The 19,618-nt window shown below is 63.7% G+C and carries 22 protein-coding genes; 12 read left to right on the forward strand and 10 right to left on the reverse strand.

From position 1 onward, the window contains the following. Window positions 1-47 precede the first annotated feature (47 nt). Window positions 48-716 carry a S24 family peptidase gene (locus tag ACX2DJ_RS07635; protein WP_462571869.1) on the forward strand — a complete coding sequence of 223 codons (669 nt, stop codon included), beginning with the start codon at window positions 48-50 and terminating at the stop codon, window positions 714-716. On the opposite strand, the gene ACX2DJ_RS07640 is transcribed toward ACX2DJ_RS07635, so the two are convergent. Next, window positions 713-1,216, reverse strand: a complete 504-nt coding sequence (locus ACX2DJ_RS07640; protein ID WP_462571870.1) for an ester cyclase — start codon at window positions 1,214-1,216, stop codon at window positions 713-715. The genes ACX2DJ_RS07635 and ACX2DJ_RS07640 overlap by 4 nt on opposite strands. Window positions 1,217-1,223: 7 nt before the next feature. Between ACX2DJ_RS07640 and ACX2DJ_RS07645 the strand changes: the two genes are divergently transcribed. Beyond that, complete coding sequence (locus ACX2DJ_RS07645) at window positions 1,224-1,865, forward strand: MBL fold metallo-hydrolase (protein ID WP_462572569.1); 642 nt, start codon at window positions 1,224-1,226, stop codon at window positions 1,863-1,865. 28 nt (window positions 1,866-1,893) lie between these two features. Here the strand turns inward: ACX2DJ_RS07645 and ACX2DJ_RS07650 are convergent, their stop codons facing one another. Together ACX2DJ_RS07650 and ACX2DJ_RS07655 are read right to left on the reverse strand one after the other, a co-directional pair. Beyond that, window positions 1,894-3,891: a hypothetical protein gene (locus tag ACX2DJ_RS07650; RefSeq protein WP_462571871.1), complete on the reverse strand. Its 1,998-nt coding sequence runs from the start codon at window positions 3,889-3,891 to the stop codon at window positions 1,894-1,896. A gap of 24 nt (window positions 3,892-3,915) precedes the next feature. Then, window positions 3,916-4,314: an MAPEG family protein gene (locus ACX2DJ_RS07655; protein ID WP_462571872.1), complete on the reverse strand. Its 399-nt coding sequence runs from the start codon at window positions 4,312-4,314 to the stop codon at window positions 3,916-3,918. A gap of 194 nt (window positions 4,315-4,508) precedes the next feature. Between ACX2DJ_RS07655 and rpmF the strand changes: the two genes are divergently transcribed. The 5 genes from rpmF to ACX2DJ_RS07680 all read left to right on the forward strand — a co-directional run bounded on the left by rpmF (window position 4,509) and on the right by ACX2DJ_RS07680 (window position 7,538). Further along, on the forward strand, window positions 4,509-4,688 hold the full coding sequence (gene rpmF, locus ACX2DJ_RS07660; protein ID WP_165197281.1) for a 50S ribosomal protein L32: 180 nt from the start codon (window positions 4,509-4,511) through the stop codon (window positions 4,686-4,688). 25 nt (window positions 4,689-4,713) lie between these two features. Then, window positions 4,714-5,790, forward strand: a complete 1,077-nt coding sequence (gene plsX / locus ACX2DJ_RS07665; RefSeq protein ID WP_462571873.1) for a phosphate acyltransferase PlsX — start codon at window positions 4,714-4,716, stop codon at window positions 5,788-5,790. Then, window positions 5,787-6,755 (forward strand): beta-ketoacyl-ACP synthase III, encoded by a 969-nt coding sequence (locus ACX2DJ_RS07670; RefSeq protein WP_462571874.1) that lies wholly within the window; start codon window positions 5,787-5,789, stop codon window positions 6,753-6,755. Before plsX ends, ACX2DJ_RS07670 begins: the two co-directional genes overlap by 4 nt. A gap of 98 nt (window positions 6,756-6,853) precedes the next feature. After that, a complete protein-coding gene (locus ACX2DJ_RS07675) occupies window positions 6,854-7,156 on the forward strand; it encodes an integration host factor subunit alpha (RefSeq protein ID WP_462571875.1) in 303 nt (100 codons plus the stop codon). A 4-nt stretch (window positions 7,157-7,160) separates the two neighbouring features. Next, window positions 7,161-7,538, forward strand: coding sequence for a MerR family transcriptional regulator (locus tag ACX2DJ_RS07680; protein ID WP_462571877.1), 378 nt, complete (start codon window positions 7,161-7,163; stop codon window positions 7,536-7,538). Window positions 7,539-7,553: 15 nt separating this feature from the next. Here ACX2DJ_RS07680 and ACX2DJ_RS07685 read toward each other — a convergent pair whose 3' ends face one another. From ACX2DJ_RS07685 to ACX2DJ_RS07700, 4 genes are all read right to left on the reverse strand, one after another. Next, on the reverse strand, window positions 7,554-10,976 hold the full coding sequence (locus ACX2DJ_RS07685) for a chromosome segregation SMC family protein (protein ID WP_462571878.1): 3,423 nt from the start codon (window positions 10,974-10,976) through the stop codon (window positions 7,554-7,556). A 30-nt stretch (window positions 10,977-11,006) separates the two neighbouring features. Then, a complete protein-coding gene (locus ACX2DJ_RS07690; RefSeq protein ID WP_462571880.1) occupies window positions 11,007-11,765 on the reverse strand; it encodes a DsbA family protein in 759 nt (252 codons plus the stop codon). 86 nt (window positions 11,766-11,851) lie between these two features. Next, complete coding sequence (locus tag ACX2DJ_RS07695) at window positions 11,852-12,544, reverse strand: DsbA family protein (protein ID WP_462571881.1); 693 nt, start codon at window positions 12,542-12,544, stop codon at window positions 11,852-11,854. Beyond that, entirely contained in the window at window positions 12,541-13,092 is a 552-nt protein-coding gene (locus tag ACX2DJ_RS07700; protein ID WP_462571882.1) for a DUF721 domain-containing protein, read from the reverse strand. The genes ACX2DJ_RS07695 and ACX2DJ_RS07700 overlap by 4 nt, the downstream gene beginning before the upstream one ends. 44 nt (window positions 13,093-13,136) lie before the next feature. On the opposite strand from ACX2DJ_RS07700, the gene ACX2DJ_RS07705 reads away from it, so the two are divergent. Next, window positions 13,137-14,162 carry an A/G-specific adenine glycosylase gene (locus ACX2DJ_RS07705; RefSeq protein WP_462572570.1) on the forward strand — a complete coding sequence of 342 codons (1,026 nt, stop codon included), beginning with the start codon at window positions 13,137-13,139 and terminating at the stop codon, window positions 14,160-14,162. Between the two features lie 12 nt (window positions 14,163-14,174). Here the strand turns inward: ACX2DJ_RS07705 and ACX2DJ_RS07710 are convergent, their stop codons facing one another. Next, complete coding sequence (locus tag ACX2DJ_RS07710; protein ID WP_462571883.1) at window positions 14,175-14,396, reverse strand: hypothetical protein; 222 nt, start codon at window positions 14,394-14,396, stop codon at window positions 14,175-14,177. Window positions 14,397-14,545: 149 nt separating this feature from the next. Here ACX2DJ_RS07710 and ACX2DJ_RS07715 point away from each other — a divergent pair, with 149 nt between their 5' ends. From ACX2DJ_RS07715 to ACX2DJ_RS07730, 4 genes are all read left to right on the forward strand, one after another. Further along, complete coding sequence (locus tag ACX2DJ_RS07715) at window positions 14,546-15,814, forward strand: serine hydrolase domain-containing protein (protein ID WP_462571884.1); 1,269 nt, start codon at window positions 14,546-14,548, stop codon at window positions 15,812-15,814. Continuing rightward, the gene (gene nudC, locus ACX2DJ_RS07720) at window positions 15,814-16,698 is read left to right on the forward strand and encodes an NAD(+) diphosphatase (protein ID WP_462571885.1); all 885 of its coding nucleotides are present in this window, start codon (window positions 15,814-15,816) and stop codon (window positions 16,696-16,698) included. Before ACX2DJ_RS07715 ends, nudC begins: the two co-directional genes overlap by 1 nt. Next, window positions 16,695-17,402, forward strand: coding sequence for a DsbA family oxidoreductase (locus tag ACX2DJ_RS07725; protein WP_462571886.1), 708 nt, complete (start codon window positions 16,695-16,697; stop codon window positions 17,400-17,402). The genes nudC and ACX2DJ_RS07725 overlap by 4 nt, the downstream gene beginning before the upstream one ends. A 94-nt stretch (window positions 17,403-17,496) precedes the next feature. Further along, window positions 17,497-18,309: an SDR family NAD(P)-dependent oxidoreductase gene (locus ACX2DJ_RS07730; protein WP_462571887.1), complete on the forward strand. Its 813-nt coding sequence runs from the start codon at window positions 17,497-17,499 to the stop codon at window positions 18,307-18,309. Between the two features lie 10 nt (window positions 18,310-18,319). On the opposite strand, the gene ACX2DJ_RS07735 is transcribed toward ACX2DJ_RS07730, so the two are convergent. Beyond that, window positions 18,320-19,129, reverse strand: coding sequence for an FkbM family methyltransferase (locus ACX2DJ_RS07735; RefSeq protein ID WP_462571888.1), 810 nt, complete (start codon window positions 19,127-19,129; stop codon window positions 18,320-18,322). 6 nt (window positions 19,130-19,135) lie between these two features. Continuing rightward, on the reverse strand, window positions 19,136-19,528 hold the full coding sequence (locus ACX2DJ_RS07740; RefSeq protein ID WP_462571890.1) for a DUF1489 family protein: 393 nt from the start codon (window positions 19,526-19,528) through the stop codon (window positions 19,136-19,138). Between the last annotated feature and the right edge of the window lie 90 nt (window positions 19,529-19,618).

Consider the following 19,618-nt stretch of genomic DNA (forward strand, 5'->3'; position numbering starts at 1 on the left):
AAAATCCTATGCTATAGGAAATTTCACATAAGTTGAGGAATCGAGCGATGGGCACAGGCAAGGATGAGCGCGAAAACCTGCTCGCACTGGCGCAGGCGGGCGGGATCAGCCTGGCCTCACTGTCGGACATGATCGGGCGCAACCCCAGCTATTTGCAGCAATTTATCCGCAAGGGCAGCCCCCGCAAGCTGGAGGAGCAGGACCGGCGCGTATTGGCGACATTCTTCGGCGTGGATGAGGCCGAACTGGGTGGCCGCGAGCCGGGCGTGCAGGAAAAATCCTACGTGAAATCCCGTGCAGCACCGCTGCGCGCCGACTGGGTCGAGGTGCCGCGGGTCGATGTGGGCGCGTCCGCCGGGCCGGGGGCGCTGCCATATGCAGAAACGCCGTTCGACACCTTCCGCTTTTCGCGTCGCTGGCTCGCCGAGCAGGGCCTGGAGGGCGCGCAGCTTTCCGCGATCACGGTGGAGGGTGACAGCATGGAGCCGCTGCTGCGCGATGGCGACGAGATCCTGGTCGACCGGAGCCCGCGCCCGTTCCGCGACGGGGTGCATGTGGTGCGGCTGGGCGATACGCTGATGGTGAAACGCGTGGCATCGCAAGGGCAGGGGCGGCTGGCATTACTATCGCAGAATCTTGCCTATCCGCCGGTCGAGGTGAGCGCCGAGGAAGTCGAGATCGTCGGCCGGGTTGTGTGGAAGGGCGGGCGTATCTAGGTCCAGCCAAGTTCGCGCAAGGCAAACCCGTCGTTCCAGATTTTCACCATGTTGCTGATCTTGTCGCCGCTGAATTCGATCACATAGCAATAGTGGGAAGCAGTCGATTTTCCTGTCGCCGGCACAGGGCCGCCTTCACCGGTATGGGTTGCCTTGAACGTCGCTGCGGCACAGACTGATCCGCGGTCCTCGTCCACCCCGAATGACAGCATTTCATACCTTGCATCGGGGAGAGGAGCGCCCATGCTGTGCATCCAATTGGTGTAGCCTTCGAGTGTCGTGACGCCAGCCAGCGCATCTGCCTGAGCGCTAAAGGTGGCGTCGGATGTGCACCATTGCTTGCACACGTCCCACCCTTTTCCGGTTTCACACGCATCAAAGAAATCCAAAGCTGCTTTCCTTATTGCCATGAGCAATTCCCTCCGAAAGCGACCCGGCATGCTTGCATTAACACCCGATGGCGGCCACATCCAGCGAATGAACGACACGCCCAAACCCATGCCCCCAATGCGCGCCGCGATCCTGCCTGTTACGCCGCTGCAGCAGAACTGCTCGCTGATCTGGTGCACCAGGACCATGCGCGGGGCGCTGGTCGACCCCGGCGGCGATTTGGACAAGCTCAAGGCCGCGATTTCCAAGGCAGGTGTGACGCTGGAAAAGATCCTGATCACGCACGGCCATCTCGATCATTGCGGGCAGGCGGGCATGCTGGCGGAGGAACTGGGCCTGCCAATCGAAGGCCCGCATGAGGATGACCGCTTCTGGATCGCGCAGCTTGACGATGACGGCAAGCGCTGGGGGATGGAGGCGAAAACTTTCGAGCCCAACCGCTGGCTCAAGCATGGCGACACGGTGACGGTAGGCGAACTCACGCTCGACGTGATCCACTGCCCCGGTCACACCCCCGGCCATGTCGTGTTCTTCCACAAACCCAGCCGCTTTGCGATCGTGGGTGACGTGCTGTTCCAGGGCTCGATCGGGCGGACCGATTTTCCCAAGGGCAATCATCAGGACCTGATCGATTCGATTACCCAGCGGCTATGGCCACTGGGCGAGGACGTGATGTTCATCCCTGGCCACGGGCCGACCAGCACATTTGGCCAGGAACGCAAGACCAACGCGTTCGTGAGCGACTACGCGCTGGGATAAAGGGCTGCGCAGCCTGGCGCCGCCTTTGTCACGGCGCTGCAGGGCAGAGCGGCTCACCGCCCAGCGCCACCGCGCTCCATAGCTGGGCGGCATTCGATTCGGTTTCGTGCCCGAGTGCCTGCCCAAATGGCAGCATCTCGAACTTGCCGTCACGATAGCGCCATGACCACAGCTCGCTCGCCTGCAATTCGGCGGTGTCATCAATTGCGCGCGCGATTTGGTGGCTCGCCTGCTCGAGCAGTGCCCGCGTTTCCTGCGTAAGGTCGCTGCGCTGCAACTGGCAGGCGATCCCCGATTTGAGCAGGCCGTGATGCCATGACCATACCACTGCGCCGTGATAGCGGCTGTTATCGAATTGTGCCGCGCGCTCGGGCTCTGCCAGCGCGGGGTTGGCCACCACCATACCCGCCTCTGTCATCAGCCCCGCGGGAAAGCGGCGCATGGCCTCACCCAGCGCCAGCTGGATCAGGGCGTCATCAGGCCGGTTGAACAGCAGCATGAAACCGATATCCGAATGCATCACGCTGAGCGGTTTGCCGGCTTCGTCGAGCGCCAGCGCGAGATATTCCACCGCTCCCGCACCTGATTGCACTGCTCCGATTCCGAGGTTTCGCGCATAGGCATCGCGCAGTGTGGCCGCCTCGCCGCCGGGCACGTTGACCGCGAAAAGCCGGGGCGCCGCCGTGGCCCAGATCCGCGCCAGATCCGCATCTTCCGCCGAATCTGCATTGCTCGGCCCAAAGGGTTCGAGCAGTCCGCTCTCTTCCAGCCGCACCACGGCGTCGAGCGCGGCGGGAACCAGCGCGGCATTGACGCTGAAGGAGTACCGGCCGTCACCACCCAACCCGGTGGTGCTGTCGCGCCAATCGCCCACTGTCTTGCCCGGCTTGAGCGCAACCAGGTGCTCATAGCTTTGCTGCTGGGCAAAGGGGCGAGCGCTGGCGCGGACGAAACCGAGGTTCCGCTCCAGCAGTTCGCCATAACTGCGGCCCGAAGGCGCCTTGCGGGCAAGGAAGCTCGCGGCGCGCTCTCGCCCCTCGGGCGTGTCGAGCAGATAGGCCGCAACCACGGGGCCAAGCATGAAATCGTCATCGACCATGGCATAATCGAGCACCGGCACGCGCGCATCGTGCCCCGGCCGCCCGATCAGCGCGAATTCTCCCACGCCTTCTTCGTGGGCGACCTCGCCCTGCGGGTTGAGCCGTTCGATCACCGCGCCAAGCTCGGCTTCGATCGCGGCAGGCTTGAGTTGCGGTAGCATGAGGCTGAGCGTCATCAGCGTGTCGCGCCCGAAATAGGTGTTGAACCGCCAAGATCCGGCCAGCAGCTTCTCGCGGTAGGACAGGAATGTCACCGCATCGCGCAGCCGCGCATCGCCCGAAGCGCTTTTGAAGATTTCCGCCTCGGTCAGCGGAGTGAGCGGTTCATCGCCGGTCAGGCCCGTCACCACCATGCGCAGCTTCGGCCCGCGCGAAGTCAAGGTGATCGCGCCGCCATCTTCCGTCACTGTGCCGCCGTGCAGGCTCAGTGTCATCGCATAGCCGGCAGCCCCGTCGAGCCTGCGCCGCTGCCATGTGACGCCTTGCTGCGAAATCTGCGGTTCCGTCTCGACTTCGGGCGGTATCGGATTGCCATATCCGTGATCGCGCAGCACCCGCACGCTGCCAAGCAGGGCACGGTTGATGGTGACCGAGCGCGCGTCAATCTCCAGTTCGGCAGTGATCCCGCGCCGGATCGAGCCATCAGGCAGAGATTCCGCATGTGGCTTGAGCGGCGCGACCAGCCGCCATTGCACCGGCTCGCCAAGCCATAGGCCGACCCCGCTATTGCCCGCAGGAAAGGCAATCACCAGCCTTGCATCTTCGCCCGAGCGGGTCAGCAAGTGTGCGGCAATCGGACCTTCCCGGAAGAAGTGATTGTCGATCCGGCCTTCCTTGATCGAGAATCGCACGTCAGGTTGCGCTTGCGCATTTGCCCCGCAGAAAACCAGCAGGCACGCAGCCAGAACTTTCAGGAAATCAGACATTGGTATCAACCCAGCAGAACGCGCTTACATAATTCTCATCAATATTAGCACCGCGACCACCGCCAGGCCGAGAAGGGTGAGCATTGTTACAATGATGCCAACCGAGCGGCCCCAGCCGAGCTCCCCGCCTTCCATCCCGAATCCGTGCAGGATTCGGCCGATGAAATAGGCGCCCGCGACATAGGCAAGCCAGGCGTCGCCCTTTCCGGTCAGCTCGATCGCGCCAATCAGCAGCACTACAAACGGCGCGCTCTCGACAAAATTGGCATGCGCGCGCATGCGGCGGATGACCTTTTCGTTTCCGCCATCGCCCACGCTGACCTTTTCCGACATGCGCACCTGACCCACCCGGATCATCAGCCACACAGCCAGAACGGCGGCTGCAGCGGCAGAAGACAACGTAACAGGCACTAGAATCGACATAATTTCCCCCCTCTTGGTCTGCCCCTTTGCTATGCGGTGCAGCCACGGGTTGCAACGGAAGAAATATACGCTATAGCGCGCGGCTTCCCGCCATGGTCGGGCACCACGCCGCACACGAGTGACTTGTGCGTCCGTGGTCCTTGCCTTAGAGCGGCCCACGATTTTGTTGATTTATTTGAGGAACAGGTGCCGCAATGGCTGTCCCCAAGAGAAAAGTATCACCCCATCGCCGTGGCAACCGCCGCGCACATGATTCGCTGAAGGTTGAAGCATTCCATGAATGCTCGAACTGTGGTGAGCTCAAGCGGCCGCACAATCTGTGCCCGCACTGCGGCTATTACAATGGTCGCGAGGTTGTCGCGGTCGGCCTTTAAGCACCGCTGAGTTGGAGAATCGGGAATGAGTCTGCCGCGTATCGCGATTGATGCGATGGGCGGCGACGAAGGCGTTCGCGTGATGATCGAGGGCGCCGCCCTCGCGCGGCGTAGCCACGATTCGTTCCAGTTTCTGCTGGTGGGTGACGAGACGCGGATCAAGCGCGCGCTCGATGATCACCCCAACATGCGTGGTGCTTCCGAAATCCTGCATTGTGATGATGTAGTGGGCGGCGATGAACTGCCCAGCCGCGCATTGCGCCGCGCAAAGACCACATCGATGGGCCTGGCAATCAATGCTGTGAAACAGGGCGATGCCGGCGCGGCTGTGAGCGCGGGCAACACCGGGGCATTGATGGCGATGAGCAAGCTGGCGCTACGCACCATGCCAGGGATTGACCGGCCTGCGCTTGCCGCGCTGCTGCCCACGCTGGAAGAGCATGACGTGGTCATGCTCGATCTGGGCGCCAATACCGATGCGGATGCGCGCAATCTGGTGCAATTCGCGGTGATGGGCGCCGCCTATTCGCGGATCGTCAACGGCTTTGACAGCCCGCGCGTGCGGCTGCTCAATATCGGCACCGAAGAGATCAAGGGCACCGAGGCGCTGCGCGATGCCGCCGCCGTTCTGCAACAGGCAGCGGGCAGCCTGGCGCTGCGGTTTGATGGCTTCGTTGAAAGCGACAAGATCAATCGGGGCGAAGTGGATGTCGTGGTGACAGACGGTTTCTCTGGCAATATCGCATTGAAGGCGATCGAGGGCGCCGCACGCTTCGTAACCGATCTTTTGCGCAATGCCTTCACCAGCTCGCTGCGCTCCAAGATCGGGTTTCTCGTTTCACGTCCAGCCACCGAACTGCTCAAGCATCACCTAGATCCGAACAATCACAATGGGGCGGTATTCCTGGGCCTCAACGGAGTGGTGGTGAAGAGCCATGGCAGTGCCAATGCAACCGGCGTTGCCAATGCCGTTGCGGTGACAGCGCGGCTGCTGGAGAACGATCTGACCGCCCGCATTGCGCAGGATCTGGCCGAACTGGGTGAAGGCCGCTTGCGCACACCGCCCGCAAATGGCGGCGATGCAATGGGGCAGGTAAAGTGATCCGCTCTGTCATTCGCGGCAGCGGTTCGGCGCTTCCGGCCAATGTTGTGACCAATGCCGATCTGGCCGAAAAAGTTGACACCAGCGACGAGTGGATCGTCGAGCGCACCGGAATCCGCCAGCGCTACATTGCGGGCGAAGGCGAAACCACGGCAACGCTGGCAACCGATGCGGCACGTGCGGCGCTGGCCGATGCGGGCATTGATGCTTCAGACATCGATCTGATCGTGCTGGCAACCGCCACGCCCGATAATACCTTCCCGGCTACCGCCACCAAGGTGCAGAACGCGCTCGGCTGCAACGGCGGGATCGCCTTCGACGTTGCGGCGGTCTGTTCGGGGTTTCTCTATGCGCTCGCCACTGCCGACTCGATGTTGCGAACAGGCCTTGCGAATCGCGCGCTGGTGATCGGTGCGGAAACTTTCAGCCGGATACTCGACTGGGAAGATCGCACCACTTGCGTGCTGTTTGGCGACGGTGCCGGCGCAGTGGTGCTGGAAGCTGTGGAAAGCAGCGCGAAGGACGCGCCCGGCATCATCGTCACGCGGCTTCATGCCGATGGCTCGTGCCATGATCTGCTCTATGTCGACGGCGGGCCATCGACCACGCAGACGGTTGGCCATGTGCGCATGAAGGGGCGCGAGGTGTTCCGCCATGCGGTTGTCAACTTGGCAGAGGTTCTGCGTGAAGCCATTGAAGATGCAGGGCTTTCATCGGATCAAATCGACTGGGTTGTCCCCCACCAGGCAAACAAGCGCATCCTCGATGCAACCGCGAAGAAGCTGGGAATTGCAGCGGACAAGGTGATTGTCACGGTCGATCGCCACGCCAACACCTCGGCTGCATCGGTGCCGCTGGCGTTCGATGTCGCGCGCAAGGATGGGCGTATCAAGCCGGGCGATCTGGTAATGTTCGAGGCCATGGGCGGCGGGTTTACATGGGGCGCCAGCCTCGTGCGCATGTGAACAAGATTGCGCCATACAAGTGCGTGATTTGCAAAGCTTCCTCGAAAATAATACACACTGGCAATAAGGGTCGCCGAGCAAATTTTGGGAGATAGCGCATGATGCGTTCGGTAGGCACGCTTACACGCTCGGACCTGGCCGAGACAATCAATCGCAAGATGGGATTTTCTCGCGCCGAATCACTCGACATGGTCGAAGCGATTCTGGAGAAAATGTCCAAGGCGCTCGAAACGGGCGAGAACGTCAAGATATCCGGTTTCGGCACCTTTGTGCTGCGTGACAAGCGCGAGCGGATCGGCCGCAATCCCAAAACCGGGATCGAAGTTCCGATTACGCCGCGGCGGGTGCTGACGTTCCGTGCCAGCCAGCTCTTGAAAGAGCGGATAGCAAAGGGCAGCTGAACCGATGTCCGCCGCCTTCGAAGATGGCAAGGATCCGTCGGCGCTCAGGACTATCGGCGAAGTGAGCGATGCGCTTGGCATCAAGCAGCATGTTTTGCGCTATTGGGAGCAGCAGTTCCCGATGCTCAAGCCATTGAAGCGCAGCGGCGGACGGCGTTATTACCGGCCTGAGGATGTGGCGCTGGTCGAGTTGATCGACCGGCTGGTCAACCGCCAGGGCTATACGCTCAAGGGTGCCAGGGCGGCCATCCTTGAAGACAAGGCGCCGCACCCGCCAATGAGGGAGCCAGCGCCTGCCGTTTCACAAGCTGGCGGTACGGAAGAATTGCTGCCCCGGTTGAAAGCTATCCGCGCACGGCTGGAAGCGGCACTGGCTGCCTGAACCTGCGGTGCGCGGCTACTCCGCGGCCATCAGTTCGGCTTCGCCCAGATCCACGCTGACCAGGCGGCTGACGCCCTTTTCCGCCATCGTTACGCCGAACAGGCGGTGCATGCGGCTCATCGTCACGGCATTGTGGGTTACGATCAGATAGCGTGTCGCCGTATCCTGAACCATGGAATCGAGCAGGCTGCAGAAGCGCTCGATATTCGCATCGTCCAATGGCGCATCTACCTCGTCGAGCACGCAAATCGGCGCCGGATTGGTCAGGAACAGCGCGAAAATCAGCGCGGTAGCGGTGAGCGCCTGCTCGCCCCCCGATAGCAGGCTGAGGCTTTGCAAGCGTTTGCCCGGCGGCTGGGCGTAGATTTCCAGCCCGGCCTCAAGCGGGTCATCACTATCGACCAGCGCAAGATGTGCCTGGCCGCCTTCGAACAGCCGGGTGAAGAGCTTGCGGAAGTGACCGTCGACCTCCTCGAACGCTGCGCGCAGCCGCTCGCGGCCTTCGCGGTTGAGATTGCCGATTGAGCCGCGCAGACGGTTGACCGCTTCGGCCAGCTCGGCCTGTTCGGTGGCGCTGGCGCCGTGTTCTTGCTCGATCCGGTTCAGTTCCTCGGCCGCGACGAGGTTGACCGGGCCGATCCGCTCGCGGCTGGCGACAAGCTGATCCATCGCTTCGGATTCGGCAGCGGCATCCTTGATGTTCCCTGGCTCGAAATCGAACCTGTCGGCCAGCAGGGGGGGTGGGCACTGGAAACGTTCGCCCGAAATACGCGCCATTTCGCCGCGGCGTGCCTCTTCGTTCTCGGCCCGCGCAGTAAGGCCTGCGCGCGCTTCGCGCTGGGTGGCGAGCGCTTCGTTGGCCTCGGCAAAGGTACGGTCGGCAGCGTCGAGCGCGGCTTGCGTCTCGGCCACCACGCCTTCGGCCTGTGCCAGTTCCTTGCCGAGCTTTTCGCGCATTGCATCACCCTGCTCGATCTCGGCCATCAAGCCTGCAGGCTTGGCCGCGACCACCGCGCGTTCTTCGTCGATTTCCTCAAGCCGCCGGGCGACTTCCGCCATGCGCCGCGCCGCCTCGCCCGAGCGTGCCTCCCAATTGGACTTGTCGCTGCGCTGCGCCGCAAGCCTTTCGCGGGCCACCGCCAGCGACTGGTCATGCCCGGCAAGCTCGGCGGCGCTCGCCTGCACGCCGCTCCGGGCGGCCTCGTTGCGAGCTTGAGCAGCTTCAAGCGTGGCGCGGCCGCGGTCTGGCGAGGGCAGTTCACCGCGTTTCGCCTCGGCAGCGACCACCTCGCGGCGGGCTGCGGCGATTTCCTCGGCTGACAATGCCAGCGCCTCGTCGAGTTCGCGGCTGCGCCCGGCATGGCGGTCGCGCGCCGCCTCTGCCTGGTCGAGAGCACGCAAGGCCTGGCGTTCGTCATCGGCAGCCTGCGCCAGCGCCCGTTCGTGAGCGACGAGATCGGTCTGCAGCTTGCCCAGTTCCTCGCGCACAGCGGCTTCGGCCTGCTCGGCGGCATCCAGCGCCTGTCTCAGCGCAGGAAGCTGCTGTTCGAGTTCGGCAAAGCGGTTGGCGGCTTCGAGGCGGGCCGCCTCAGCCGCGCCTTCGCCGCGCGCAATGAAGCCGTCCCAGCGCCGCAGGTGCCCGGCGCGGGTGACCAGCCACTCGCCGGGGCCAAGCGTGCGCCCATCGTCAGCCTCGGCGAAATGGACCAACGCAAGGCGCGGCCTCAATTCATCCGGGCAGGAGGTGATATGCTGCAACAGGCTGCCTGCCAGCGGGGCCGGAGCCTTGCCGCCGGTCCAGTAGCGTCCTTCGCCGTCGCCGTCCGGGCGCCCCAGCGGCGATTTGCCGTCACGCCCGAGTACGGCGGCGAGCGCACGCTCATAGCCGGGCGCAACGGCGATCCTGTCGAGCGCAGCAGGCATTCCGGCGCGGCTTTGGGCCTGGCGTTCGCGCGCCTCGCGGTCGCGCACCAGAGCCTGGTGCTCGCGTTCGACCCCGGCCAGTTCTGCCCTGGCAGAGGACAGTGCGGCGCTTGTCTCGTCGCGCTGCGTTTGAAGTTCGGCCTTGCGTGCCTGGCCGGCCTCGAGTGTGCCGCGCAGTTCCGCCAGCACCTTGGCGGCATCATCGGCCTCGGCGCGAGCGGCCTCGACGGCAGCTACAGGATCGCCGCTGGCGGTGAGTTCTTCCAGCTGACGCTGCTGGCGTGTGCGATCATCCTCGAGCCGCCGCAAGCGTGCCTGCGCCTGGGCGATTTCGGCCTCCGCTACGCGCCATTCGGCCTCGACCCCGGCATGGTCGGCGGTGGCCTTGGCCAGTGCAAGTTCGGCGGCGCGCGCTGCCCGTTCAGCCTCTTCGGCGCGGCGGGCGATTTCGGGGCGGCGCTGTTCGTCCTCGGCCAGCGCCCTGGCACTCGCTTCGATCTCGCGCTCCAACTTGCCAAGCGCTTCGGCGGCATCGCTGGTGACCCGCCCGGCATCGCCGCGATCTTCCTCCAGCCGCTGCTTCTGCCGGTCAAGATCCGCCAGCCGCTGTTCGGCGGCCTCAAGCTGGCTGGTCAGCGCGGCCATGCGGTGGCCATGCGCGCTGGCATCGTCGCGCCGGTCAGCCAGTTCGTCGCGCGCTTCGGCCACTGCCCTGGCGGCCTTTGCCTGTTCTTTCTGGGCCTCGTCGGCTGCCCGTTTGGCGATCTCGACGCCTTGATCGGCCTGTTGCGCGGCGCCGCGCGCCTCTTCCGCCATGCGCGCGGCATCGCGCCAGCGGGCAAAGAGCAGCCGCGCTTCGGCCACTTTGATTTCGGCTGATAGCTTGGTGTAACGCTCGGCCTGTTTGGCCTGCCGCCGCAGCGTGGACATTTGCGCGTCCAGCCCTGCCATCAGATCTTCGAGCCGCGCCAAATTGGCCTCGGTCTGGCGCAGCTTGCCTTCGGCGTCCCGGCGCCGCACATGCAGGCCCGCGATCCCGGCGGCTTCTTCCAGCATCTGGCGCCGTTCAGTCGGCTTGGCAGCAATGACCTGGGCGATCTTGCCCTGGCTGACGAGTGCGGGTGAATGCGCGCCAGTTGCCGCATCGGCAAAGGTCAGCGCGACATCCTTGGCCCGCACGTCGCGCCCGTTGAGGCGATAGGCGCTGCCCGCGCCGCGCTCGATCCGGCGGGTGACTTCAAGCTCTTCACCTTCGTCGTCGCGCCCTTGCAGCACCACTTCGGCAAAGTCGCGCGGCGGGCGCGCTTCCGTCCCGGCAAAGATGACGTCCTCCATCCCGCCCGAACGCATCGACTTGGGCGAATTCTCGCCCATGACCCAGCGGATCGCTTCGAGCAGGTTGGACTTGCCGCAGCCATTGGGGCCGACCACGCCGGTCAGGCCGGGCTCCACGCGCAATTCCGCCGGCTCTACAAAGCTCTTGAAACCGCTGAGCTTGAGCCGGTGAATCTCCATCGCGCTAGATCGTCTCCCGTATTCGCGCGCTTAGCGAGCGCCGGCCCGCTGGAGTGCCGCCTCGAGCCCGGTCCAGTTCATAGAACCGATCGACTGGCCGTTGATCACGAAAGTGGGCGTGCCGGTGACCTCGAATTCTTCTGCCGCCGCTGTGGTCTGGTCAGCCAGAGTTTTGGCTTTCTCTCCATCGGCCAGGCAGACATTGGCCTGATCCGCGGGAATCCCGCGAGAAGCGAAAAAGTCCGTCATTCCCGTGACCTGCGCGAGCGCGGGGATGAGCTGTTGCTGTGGCAGCTTGCCCAATGATTGCTGTGTGGCTTCGTCCAGGGCCTGCAAGTTGGCGAACATCTGGGGCTGCCATTCCCAGAACTGTTCGCTTAGCGCGATGACCGCTTCGGGCGATCCGCAGGTTGCCAGCAGCGTGGCCGACACATCATAGGGGTTGAGCATGAAATAGCGCAGTTCATAGCTTACCCGGCCGCTGGCCACATATTCGTCACGCAATGAGGGGAAGCCTTCCTCCGCGAAATCGGCACAGTGCGAACAGCTCAGCGCGGCAAATTCGATCAGCTTGATCGGCGCATCGGGATTGCCCATCCGATAACCGCCCTTGTCGGTCGCTTCGAGCATCTCGGTCCATTCCTGGCCATCCGGGGCGGGGATTGCTGCGATGGCGTCACCATCCAACGTGGCCGATTCACCCTCGGTGCCGTTGCAGGCGGCAAGGGCCAGTGTCAGGCCAGCGGCAATCGAAGTGGCAAGCAAAGCGCGTGATTTGATCATTTTCATGTGAGTCCTTTGGCTCGAGCAGGTGAGGCTATACCAAGCGGGTGTGGGGGTGAAGCGCGGGGGGGAGCTTTCCACAGCTCCTTGGATCAGGGCGAATCGCCGGCCTTGGTCGTGAGATGCGTATCGAGCGCCTCTTTCAGTTTCGGCCAGCCATGCACGCCTTCGAGCAAGCGGTCATTGATGGTGAAACTGGGAGTGCCCTGAAGTTGCAGACGCACGGTGTCGGCGCGCGAAGCCTGGATCAGTTCGCTTTCCTTCTCCGGGTCGGCCAGGCAGCGGTCCAGATCGGTGATGCGATAGCCGCGTCCTTCCATCAGTTGATAGAAATCGAGATCGCCCGCAATTGCCCGGCGCGCCGCTGCGCGATCGGGGTCGGACCAGCGGCGCATCTGTTCCGGCGTCGCCTGTCGCGCCACCTGCATCCATTTGTCCTGACCGAGCATGATCGCCGCGTGGTTGAGCGGGAATTTCTGCGGGTCGCCGCAATGGGTCAGCATGGCGGCGGTAAGGTCGATCGGGTCGCGCAGCATGTGGCGCACCTCCACCGAAACCTTGCCAGTGTGGACATAGAGGATTTTCAGCGCCGGATCGCCGTCGCGGGCGAACTGGGCGCAGTGGGAACAGGTGTAGCTGACATATTCGGCCACCCTGGTTTCCGCATCGGGATTGCCGATCAGATGTCCAGCATCGGTTTCCGCTACGGTGATCGACCAGTCGGGGGCAAAGCCCCCAGTCATCAGAAATGCGCTAATCAACAGTGCTGTCTTGATGGCCTTCACGTCTGTTTGTCCTCCTTGTCACCCATGCTTCGGGCAAGCGATTCAAGCACTGCGCGCAGTTCCGGATCGCCGATGTCACGCAAACTATCCCCCAGTTCCATCGGGATCGGCTTGAGCGATGGTGGCGGCCTGGCCGACTTTTCAGCACGGGGAGGCTTAACCTCTCCTTGCCGTAATTTGACCCTGGCCACCGCCTTGTAACCGAAAAAACGGTTCACCCGCTCCATGATTTCAGGAATCACCTGCTGAATTAGCGGGGCGTGGGCCGGGATTACCACCAGTTGCAAAATTCCATCAGACTTCTCGCCGGGCGGAAAGCGGATCGCTTCGGGCATACAGACCCGCGCATGAACCGGCCCGACGATCTCCGGCCAGCGGGTAACGATGGAGCTTTGCACGAAGCCGAAGCGGCGAAAGGCCGTTCGCCCGATCTGCGGCATCAGCTCACCGATCGGCTTGGGCGATCCTCCGCGCGGCCGCGAGAAAGGCTTTGCCCCTGTTCGCCTGGTGCCCTTGCTTGTGGGCTTACTGGGTTTGTCCCGTTCCATTGCAGCGCCGCCAATGCCATAGCCTGGGCGTGACTGCCAGCACCATGACCATCGCCGAGGCATTGCTCCACTGGTATGATCGCCATGCGCGCGAGCTGCCCTGGCGCAATCCGCCGGGTGCGGCCCGGCCCGGCGACGCGGCCTGGCCCTATCGCGTGTGGCTGTCGGAAGTGATGCTGCAACAGACCACTGTGGCGGCGGTAAAGCCCTATTTCGCGAAATTCATCGCGACATGGCCCAGTATAGAGGCGCTGGCGGCTGCGGACGAAGCCGAGGTGATGGGCGCCTGGGCCGGTCTGGGCTATTACTCGCGGGCGCGCAATCTGGTGAAATGCGCGCGCGAGGTTGCCGCGCGGGGCGGTTTTCCGCAAACCGAGGCTGAATTGCGCCAATTGCCGGGGCTGGGGCCCTATACCGCCGCTGCCATCGCGGCGATTGCCTTTGATGAGCCAGCCGTGGTGGTCGATGCCAATGTCGAGCGGGTGGTGGCGCGGCTGTTCGCCATCGACACTCCGCTGCCGGCAGCCCGCGGGGCGATCCGCGAGCGGGCAGGGGAGATCACTCCGAAGCAGCGCGCAGGCGATTTCGCGCAGGCGATGATGGATCTGGGCGCGACGGTATGCACCTCGCGCGATCCCAGGTGCCTGCTCTGCCCGCTGGCGGTGCAATGCGCCGGGTGGGCAGCGGGCGATCCGGCGCGGCTGCCACGCAAGACAGCTAAAAAGCCCAGGCCCGAGCGGCGCGGGCGCGCCTTCTGGATCGAGCGCGAAGGGGCGGTGTGGCTCGTCACCCGGCGGGGTAAGGGCATGCTGGGCGGGATGCGCGCCTTGCCTGATGACGGCTGGAGCGCGCAGGCAGACGGCTCAGGCGAGGCGCCATCGTCAGCCAAGGCAGAATCGCTTGGCGCGGTGCGGCATGTTTTTACCCATGCTTCGCTGACGCTGGAGCTAGTGCGGCTCGATAGTGAACCCATGGGCGAGGGCGAGTGGTGGCCGGTCGAGCGGATCGACGAGGCGGGGCTGCCCACACTATTCGCCAAGGCGGCGCGGCTCGCGCTTGCCCGGCGTTGAATGGCCGCTGGGTTAAATAATGCCGCCGCCGATCATCAGCCTGACGGCCGCGATCAGCAGCACCACCAGGCAGAAATTCCGCCCGCTATCCTTGGACGATAGCTGACCGATCACGATGCCGATCGCGACCAGGGGCAGTGCAAGCCAGTTGGCCCAGCCAAGCAGCGGGATTTGCGCCGGGATCACGATCACCAGCGAGACGATACCAATAAGGATAGAGATCAGATTGAACATGTGTCTTATATGAATAAAACACCTTACGTTCGCAAGGGGGTAATTGACCCGTTGGCGTCAATCGCTCAAACAGCGGCAAACAAGTTTCACTCGAGGACGCAATAATGGCATTCCGCAGCTTTGAATCTTCAGCACTTTCGCGCCGCGCAATGTTTCGCGGCTCTGCCTATCTTGCCGCCACCGGTGCGCTGGCTTCGGTACCGTTCGGGCGCGATTTGCTGCGGGCGCATGATGTCAGCGCGATGTGGCCCCGCGTGGCGGAGCGGGTCGAATATTATGTCGGCAGCCAGAAGGTCGCCAATATGGTTGCGAGCTTCGGCATGGGTGGCGGCGATCCGCACAGCGTTGCGCGCGGCACGCTAAGCTTTGGTGGTACGACAGCGGCCAACCTCGACAGTCTCTATCGCATCTATTCCATGACCAAGCCGATTACCGGCATGGCCGCCATGATGCTGGTGGAGGATGGCAAGCTGGGGCTTGATCAGCCGATCGCCGATTTCCTGCCCGGTTTTGCCGAGATGCGCGTGCTCAGGCGTGCGGACGGCCCGCTTGACGATACCGTCCCGGCAGAGCGCCCGATCACCCCGCGCCAATTGATGACCCATACTGCGGGGCTGGGCTATGACATCGTTACCAAGGGGCCATTGCTTGTCGCCTATCGCGAGAATGGGATTTCGGGCGGACAAATCAGTCGCATGCCCATTCCCGGCATCCCCATTGCCAAGTCGGCGCCGGGTCTGGAGGTCTGGGCTGACCGGCTGGCAACGCTGCCGCTGATTACCCAGCCGGGCACATTCTGGAGCTACTCGGTCGGGCTCGACCTGCTGGGACGGGTGATCGAGGTTGCATCCGGCCAAAGCTTCGCGGACTTCCTGCAGCAGCGCCTGTTCGATCCTTGCGGGATGGAAAGCACCTGGTTTCAGGTGCCGCAGAGCGAGGTCGGGCGGCTGACCGACAATTACGGGGTGCTGGCAGGGATGCCGCTGCCGATCGACCCGGCACAGGCTTCGATTTTTCTCGACAGCCCGCCGGTGCATTGGGGCGGGTCGGGCCTCGTTTCCAGCCCGCGCGACTATGACCGCTTCCTCAAGATGCTGGCCGGTTACGGCAAGATTGACGGCAAACGGGTGATGGGCGATCTGGCGGTGCGCGTGGGCACATCGAATATCCTGCCCGATACAGCAACGACCGAAGGCACTTGGGTGGCTGGCCAGGGCTTTGGCGCAGGCGGCCGGGTGGTCGGGCAGACCTATGGCTGGGGAGGGGCGGCGGGAACGCTTTCCGCAGTCGACATGGGTTCGGGACTGCGCAGCGGCCTGTACACGCAATATATGCCAACCGAAGCCTATCCCATGCGCGACGAGTTCCTCGCCGCGCTGGAACAGGACCTGGCGGCGATGAAGGCTGGCGCTATCTGATGGCCGCAATAAGATCGATCGCTTTCTCAGGCTCGCCGATCGAGCGGGCAGACCAGATCCGGGTTGATGACGATGCGCTGGCCGCGCAGATGAACTGGCGCGCGCGGGTGCTCAAGCTCGACGGGCTCAATCCTGTGTTTGATGAAATGGGCGCGCTCGAATGGGGCACGCTGGCGGATGTGGCGGAGGATGCCGAGCTTTGCTTCCTCGGCTTGCTCGAAGGCAAGGCCTGCTTCGCTGCCGTGCCGGATCAGGGTGCGACCGGGCCGGCCTATGCCAATCCGCAGATATGGGCGGCGATGCAGGCGCTGCAGCCGGGCGAACTGGCGACCTATGGCGGTGCCCGCAGCCTGGTCGATTGGCACGCGCGGCACCGCTTCTGCGCGCGCTGCGGGGCGGTGACCAGTCCTGCCAAGGGCGGCTGGCAGCGCAATTGCCCCGAATGCCATGCGCAGCACTTCCCGCGCACGGATCCGGTCACGATTATGCTGGTCGAGCACGATGGCCAATTGTTGCTGGGCCGCCAGCCGCGTTTTCCCGCGCGGATGTTTTCTGCGCTGGCAGGCTTCGTGGAGCCGGGCGAGACGATCGAGGAAGCGGTGGCGCGCGAGGTGAAGGAAGAGGCGGGCGTGACGGTGCGCGACGTGCAATATATCGGCAGCCAGCCATGGCCGTTCCCCAGCCAGCTGATGATCGGCTGCTATTCGGTGACTGACGATCCCGAGCTGACGATCGACAAGACCGAGCTTGACGATGCGCGCTGGTTCACTCGCGATGAGCTGGAGGCGGCGCGCGCCGCCGGGCCGGAAGGCACAGACGACCTGCTGTTTCCGCAGCGTTTCGCAATCGCGCATCAACTGATAGCATGGTGGCTCGACAAATGACCGACACAGCACCCCATCGCCTGACGATCGACATCTACTCCGATGTCATGTGCCCCTGGTGCCTGATTGGTTATGGCCAGCTCACCAAGGCACTGACCCAACTTGAAGGCGAGATCGAGGCGCAATTGCGCTGGCGCCCCTTCGAGCTCAACCCCGACATGCCTGCCAGCGGCGAAGAGCAGGAGGCGCATTTGCAGCGCAAATACCGCCGTAGCGCGGCGGAAGGCGAGGCGGTCCGCGGGCAGATGAAGGCGATTGCCGATAGTGCCGGGGTTTCACTCGTTTACGAGGGGGAGGGCGAGGCACCGCCAGCGATGATGTGGAACACCCGCGCCGCGCACAAGCTGCTGACATGGGCGCTGGAAGAGGCCGGGCCGCGCGTGCAGACACAGCTCAAGCTGGCGCTGTTCAAGGCCCATTTCAACGAGCGCCGGAACGTGTCGGACGAAACAGTGCTGCTCGATATCGCTGCCAGCGTAGGTCTGCACCGCGAAGCAGCCAAGGCGGCGCTGGCGGACGCTGATCTCGAAGCCCGCGTGGTGGCGGAAGAGCGGCTGGCCTGGGATCTCAATATCTCGGGCGTTCCGGCAATGATCGTGTCTGGAGCAACGGGAGGCAAGTTCATGATCCCCGGCGCGCAATCGCCCGAAACCTATGTCAATGCGCTGCGCCGCGTGGCGGAGAAAAGCGTTTCCGTTGCCTGATTCGTCATTGCGAGCCGACGCAGTCGGCGTGGCAATCCATGGCGGTCCATCGATCGCTTCGCTATGCTCGCGATGACGGTTGAGAGGTAAGTTGATGAGCGACATATGGCATCCGAAGTCCGCAGTAATCACCGGCGGGGCGAGCGGGATCGGGCTGGCGATTGCGCGCGAACTTGCGGGGCAAGGCATCAAGGTGATGCTGGCCGACCTGCCGGGTGAGCGGCTGGAACGGGCTGCGGGAATGCTGCCTGGCGCGCTGACCCATCCCTGCGATGTGGGCGATCTGGCGCAGGTCGAGGCGCTGGCCGATGCGGCATTCGAACAGCTGGGCGAAGTGCACCTGCTGCTCAACAATGCCGGGGTTGGCGGGCCGCGCGGCAAGCTGTGGGAGGTCGATCCGGATGCGGCGCGGGCGCATTTCGATGTCAATTTCTGGGGCGTTTGGCATGGCTGCCGCGCCTTCGCGCCGCGCCTGATTGCTCAAGATGCACCCTCGGCGATCTACAACACCGGCAGCGAGAATAGCTTCTTCTGCGCCGTGCCGCAATCGGCCGCCTATATCGCCGCCAAGCACGCCGTGCTGGGTCTGACCGAGAGCCTGCGCGAAGATCTGCCCGCGCATGTCCATGCCGGAACGATCATCCCCGGCTGGGTCTATACCGCGATTGGCCCGGAGCAGTTCATGAAGCCGGGCATGCCGGCGGAAGATTTCGCCGCGATCGTGGTGCCGCAGATATTGGCGCTTCGGCGCTTTGTGGTCAGCCACGGCTACAATACGGTGCGGATTGCCGAACGGATGGACGAGCTGGCGCAAAGTTATGCCGAATATGCGCTGCCACCCGAAGAAGACGCCAAATACGATGTGCGGCTGGTGATGGAGCAATTGCGCAAGGCGCAGCAAGGCTAGATCCCAGAACCTAAGCTTTCAGCAGCGCCAGATAGTCGTTCGTCCGGCAATCGGCCGCGCAGGTGATCGGCACAAGCTGTGTCCGCAGCAATCGCTTGCGGACGCCGAAGACGGTGTAGCCGATCTCGTTCAGTATCCGCCCGATTTTTCCATAAGGTGCAGCCTCAGTTCCATGATGCTCGAACAGGATCGCGCGGGGGCGGAGCCGCGCAAGTTCATCGGCCATCGACTCCAGGATGGGCAGTTCGTGGCCTTCCACATCGATCTTGATTAGTTCGAGGCGCTCAAGGCCGCGCAGAAAGTCGCCCGCATTGGCCGTTGGCACGCGGATTTCGCCCGCAGGATCGATGCGCGATGCGCCGCGGTTTGCCTGATCGATGCGGAAGCGCAGCTCGCCTGCGGCGTCTGACAGTGCAATCTGCCGAGCCAGCGCGCGCTCGCCAAACTGGGCAAGATTGCGCTCGAGCAGTTCGAACACTTCCGGCTGCGGTTCGATGCAGATCGCCGTTGCATCGGGCACCTGGGCAAGAATGCAGCCGCTGACGTAGCCGATATTGGCGCCGATATCGAGCAGGCAGTCACCCGGCAGGGCATGGTCAAGCAGGGCCTGGACCACGCTGCGGTCAAACTTGCCTGACAGGATCAGGTGGCGGCCGATATGGTCGTCGGCAAGCACGCTCATGGAAAAGCCGTCGCTGGTGCGCACTTCGCGCGGGCCGTGGCCGAGATTGATCCCGCGCGCCCAGCGATCAATGAAGCGCCCCGAACCATTGGCGAAGGGCCAGCGGCGCGACAGCACGGCGAGAGGATGCATTGTCATCTGACCCTAGATCAGTCCAAGTTTCTGCAACTGGCCAGCCAGCCTGCCGGGCATGGCATCGCCTGCATCCTCGCCCGCATCGAGATCGCGCGGGGCCTGTTCCTCGGTGAGATAGCGCCAGCCCTGATGCGCGCGCTTGGGCTGGGGGTGGACCCGGATCAGCCGCGGCTCAAGCTCGATATGCCAGCGCCCGTCCTTCGCCCTGGGAAAGCCCAGTATCGGTGAGCGGGCGACCAGTGTGTGGTCGAGTATCCAGTAAAGCGAGCCGCCCACCATCTCTTCGTGCCGCTTGGGCAGATAACGCGTGGTCATGAGGAATTGCTCGCGGTTTTCGAACCAGCTGGCGAGATCGCTCCAGCTCTTCGCCCCGAAGGCGATCTTGGTCATGTGCAGCGGCATGGGGGCTATCTAATGTCTCTTTCCGTCATTGCGAGCGAAGCGAGGCAATCCAGCTTCCGGCCTTACCGCTTGGCGCAACTGTGGACCAAG

This window comes from Altererythrobacter chaiwopuensis (genome assembly GCF_054957755.1).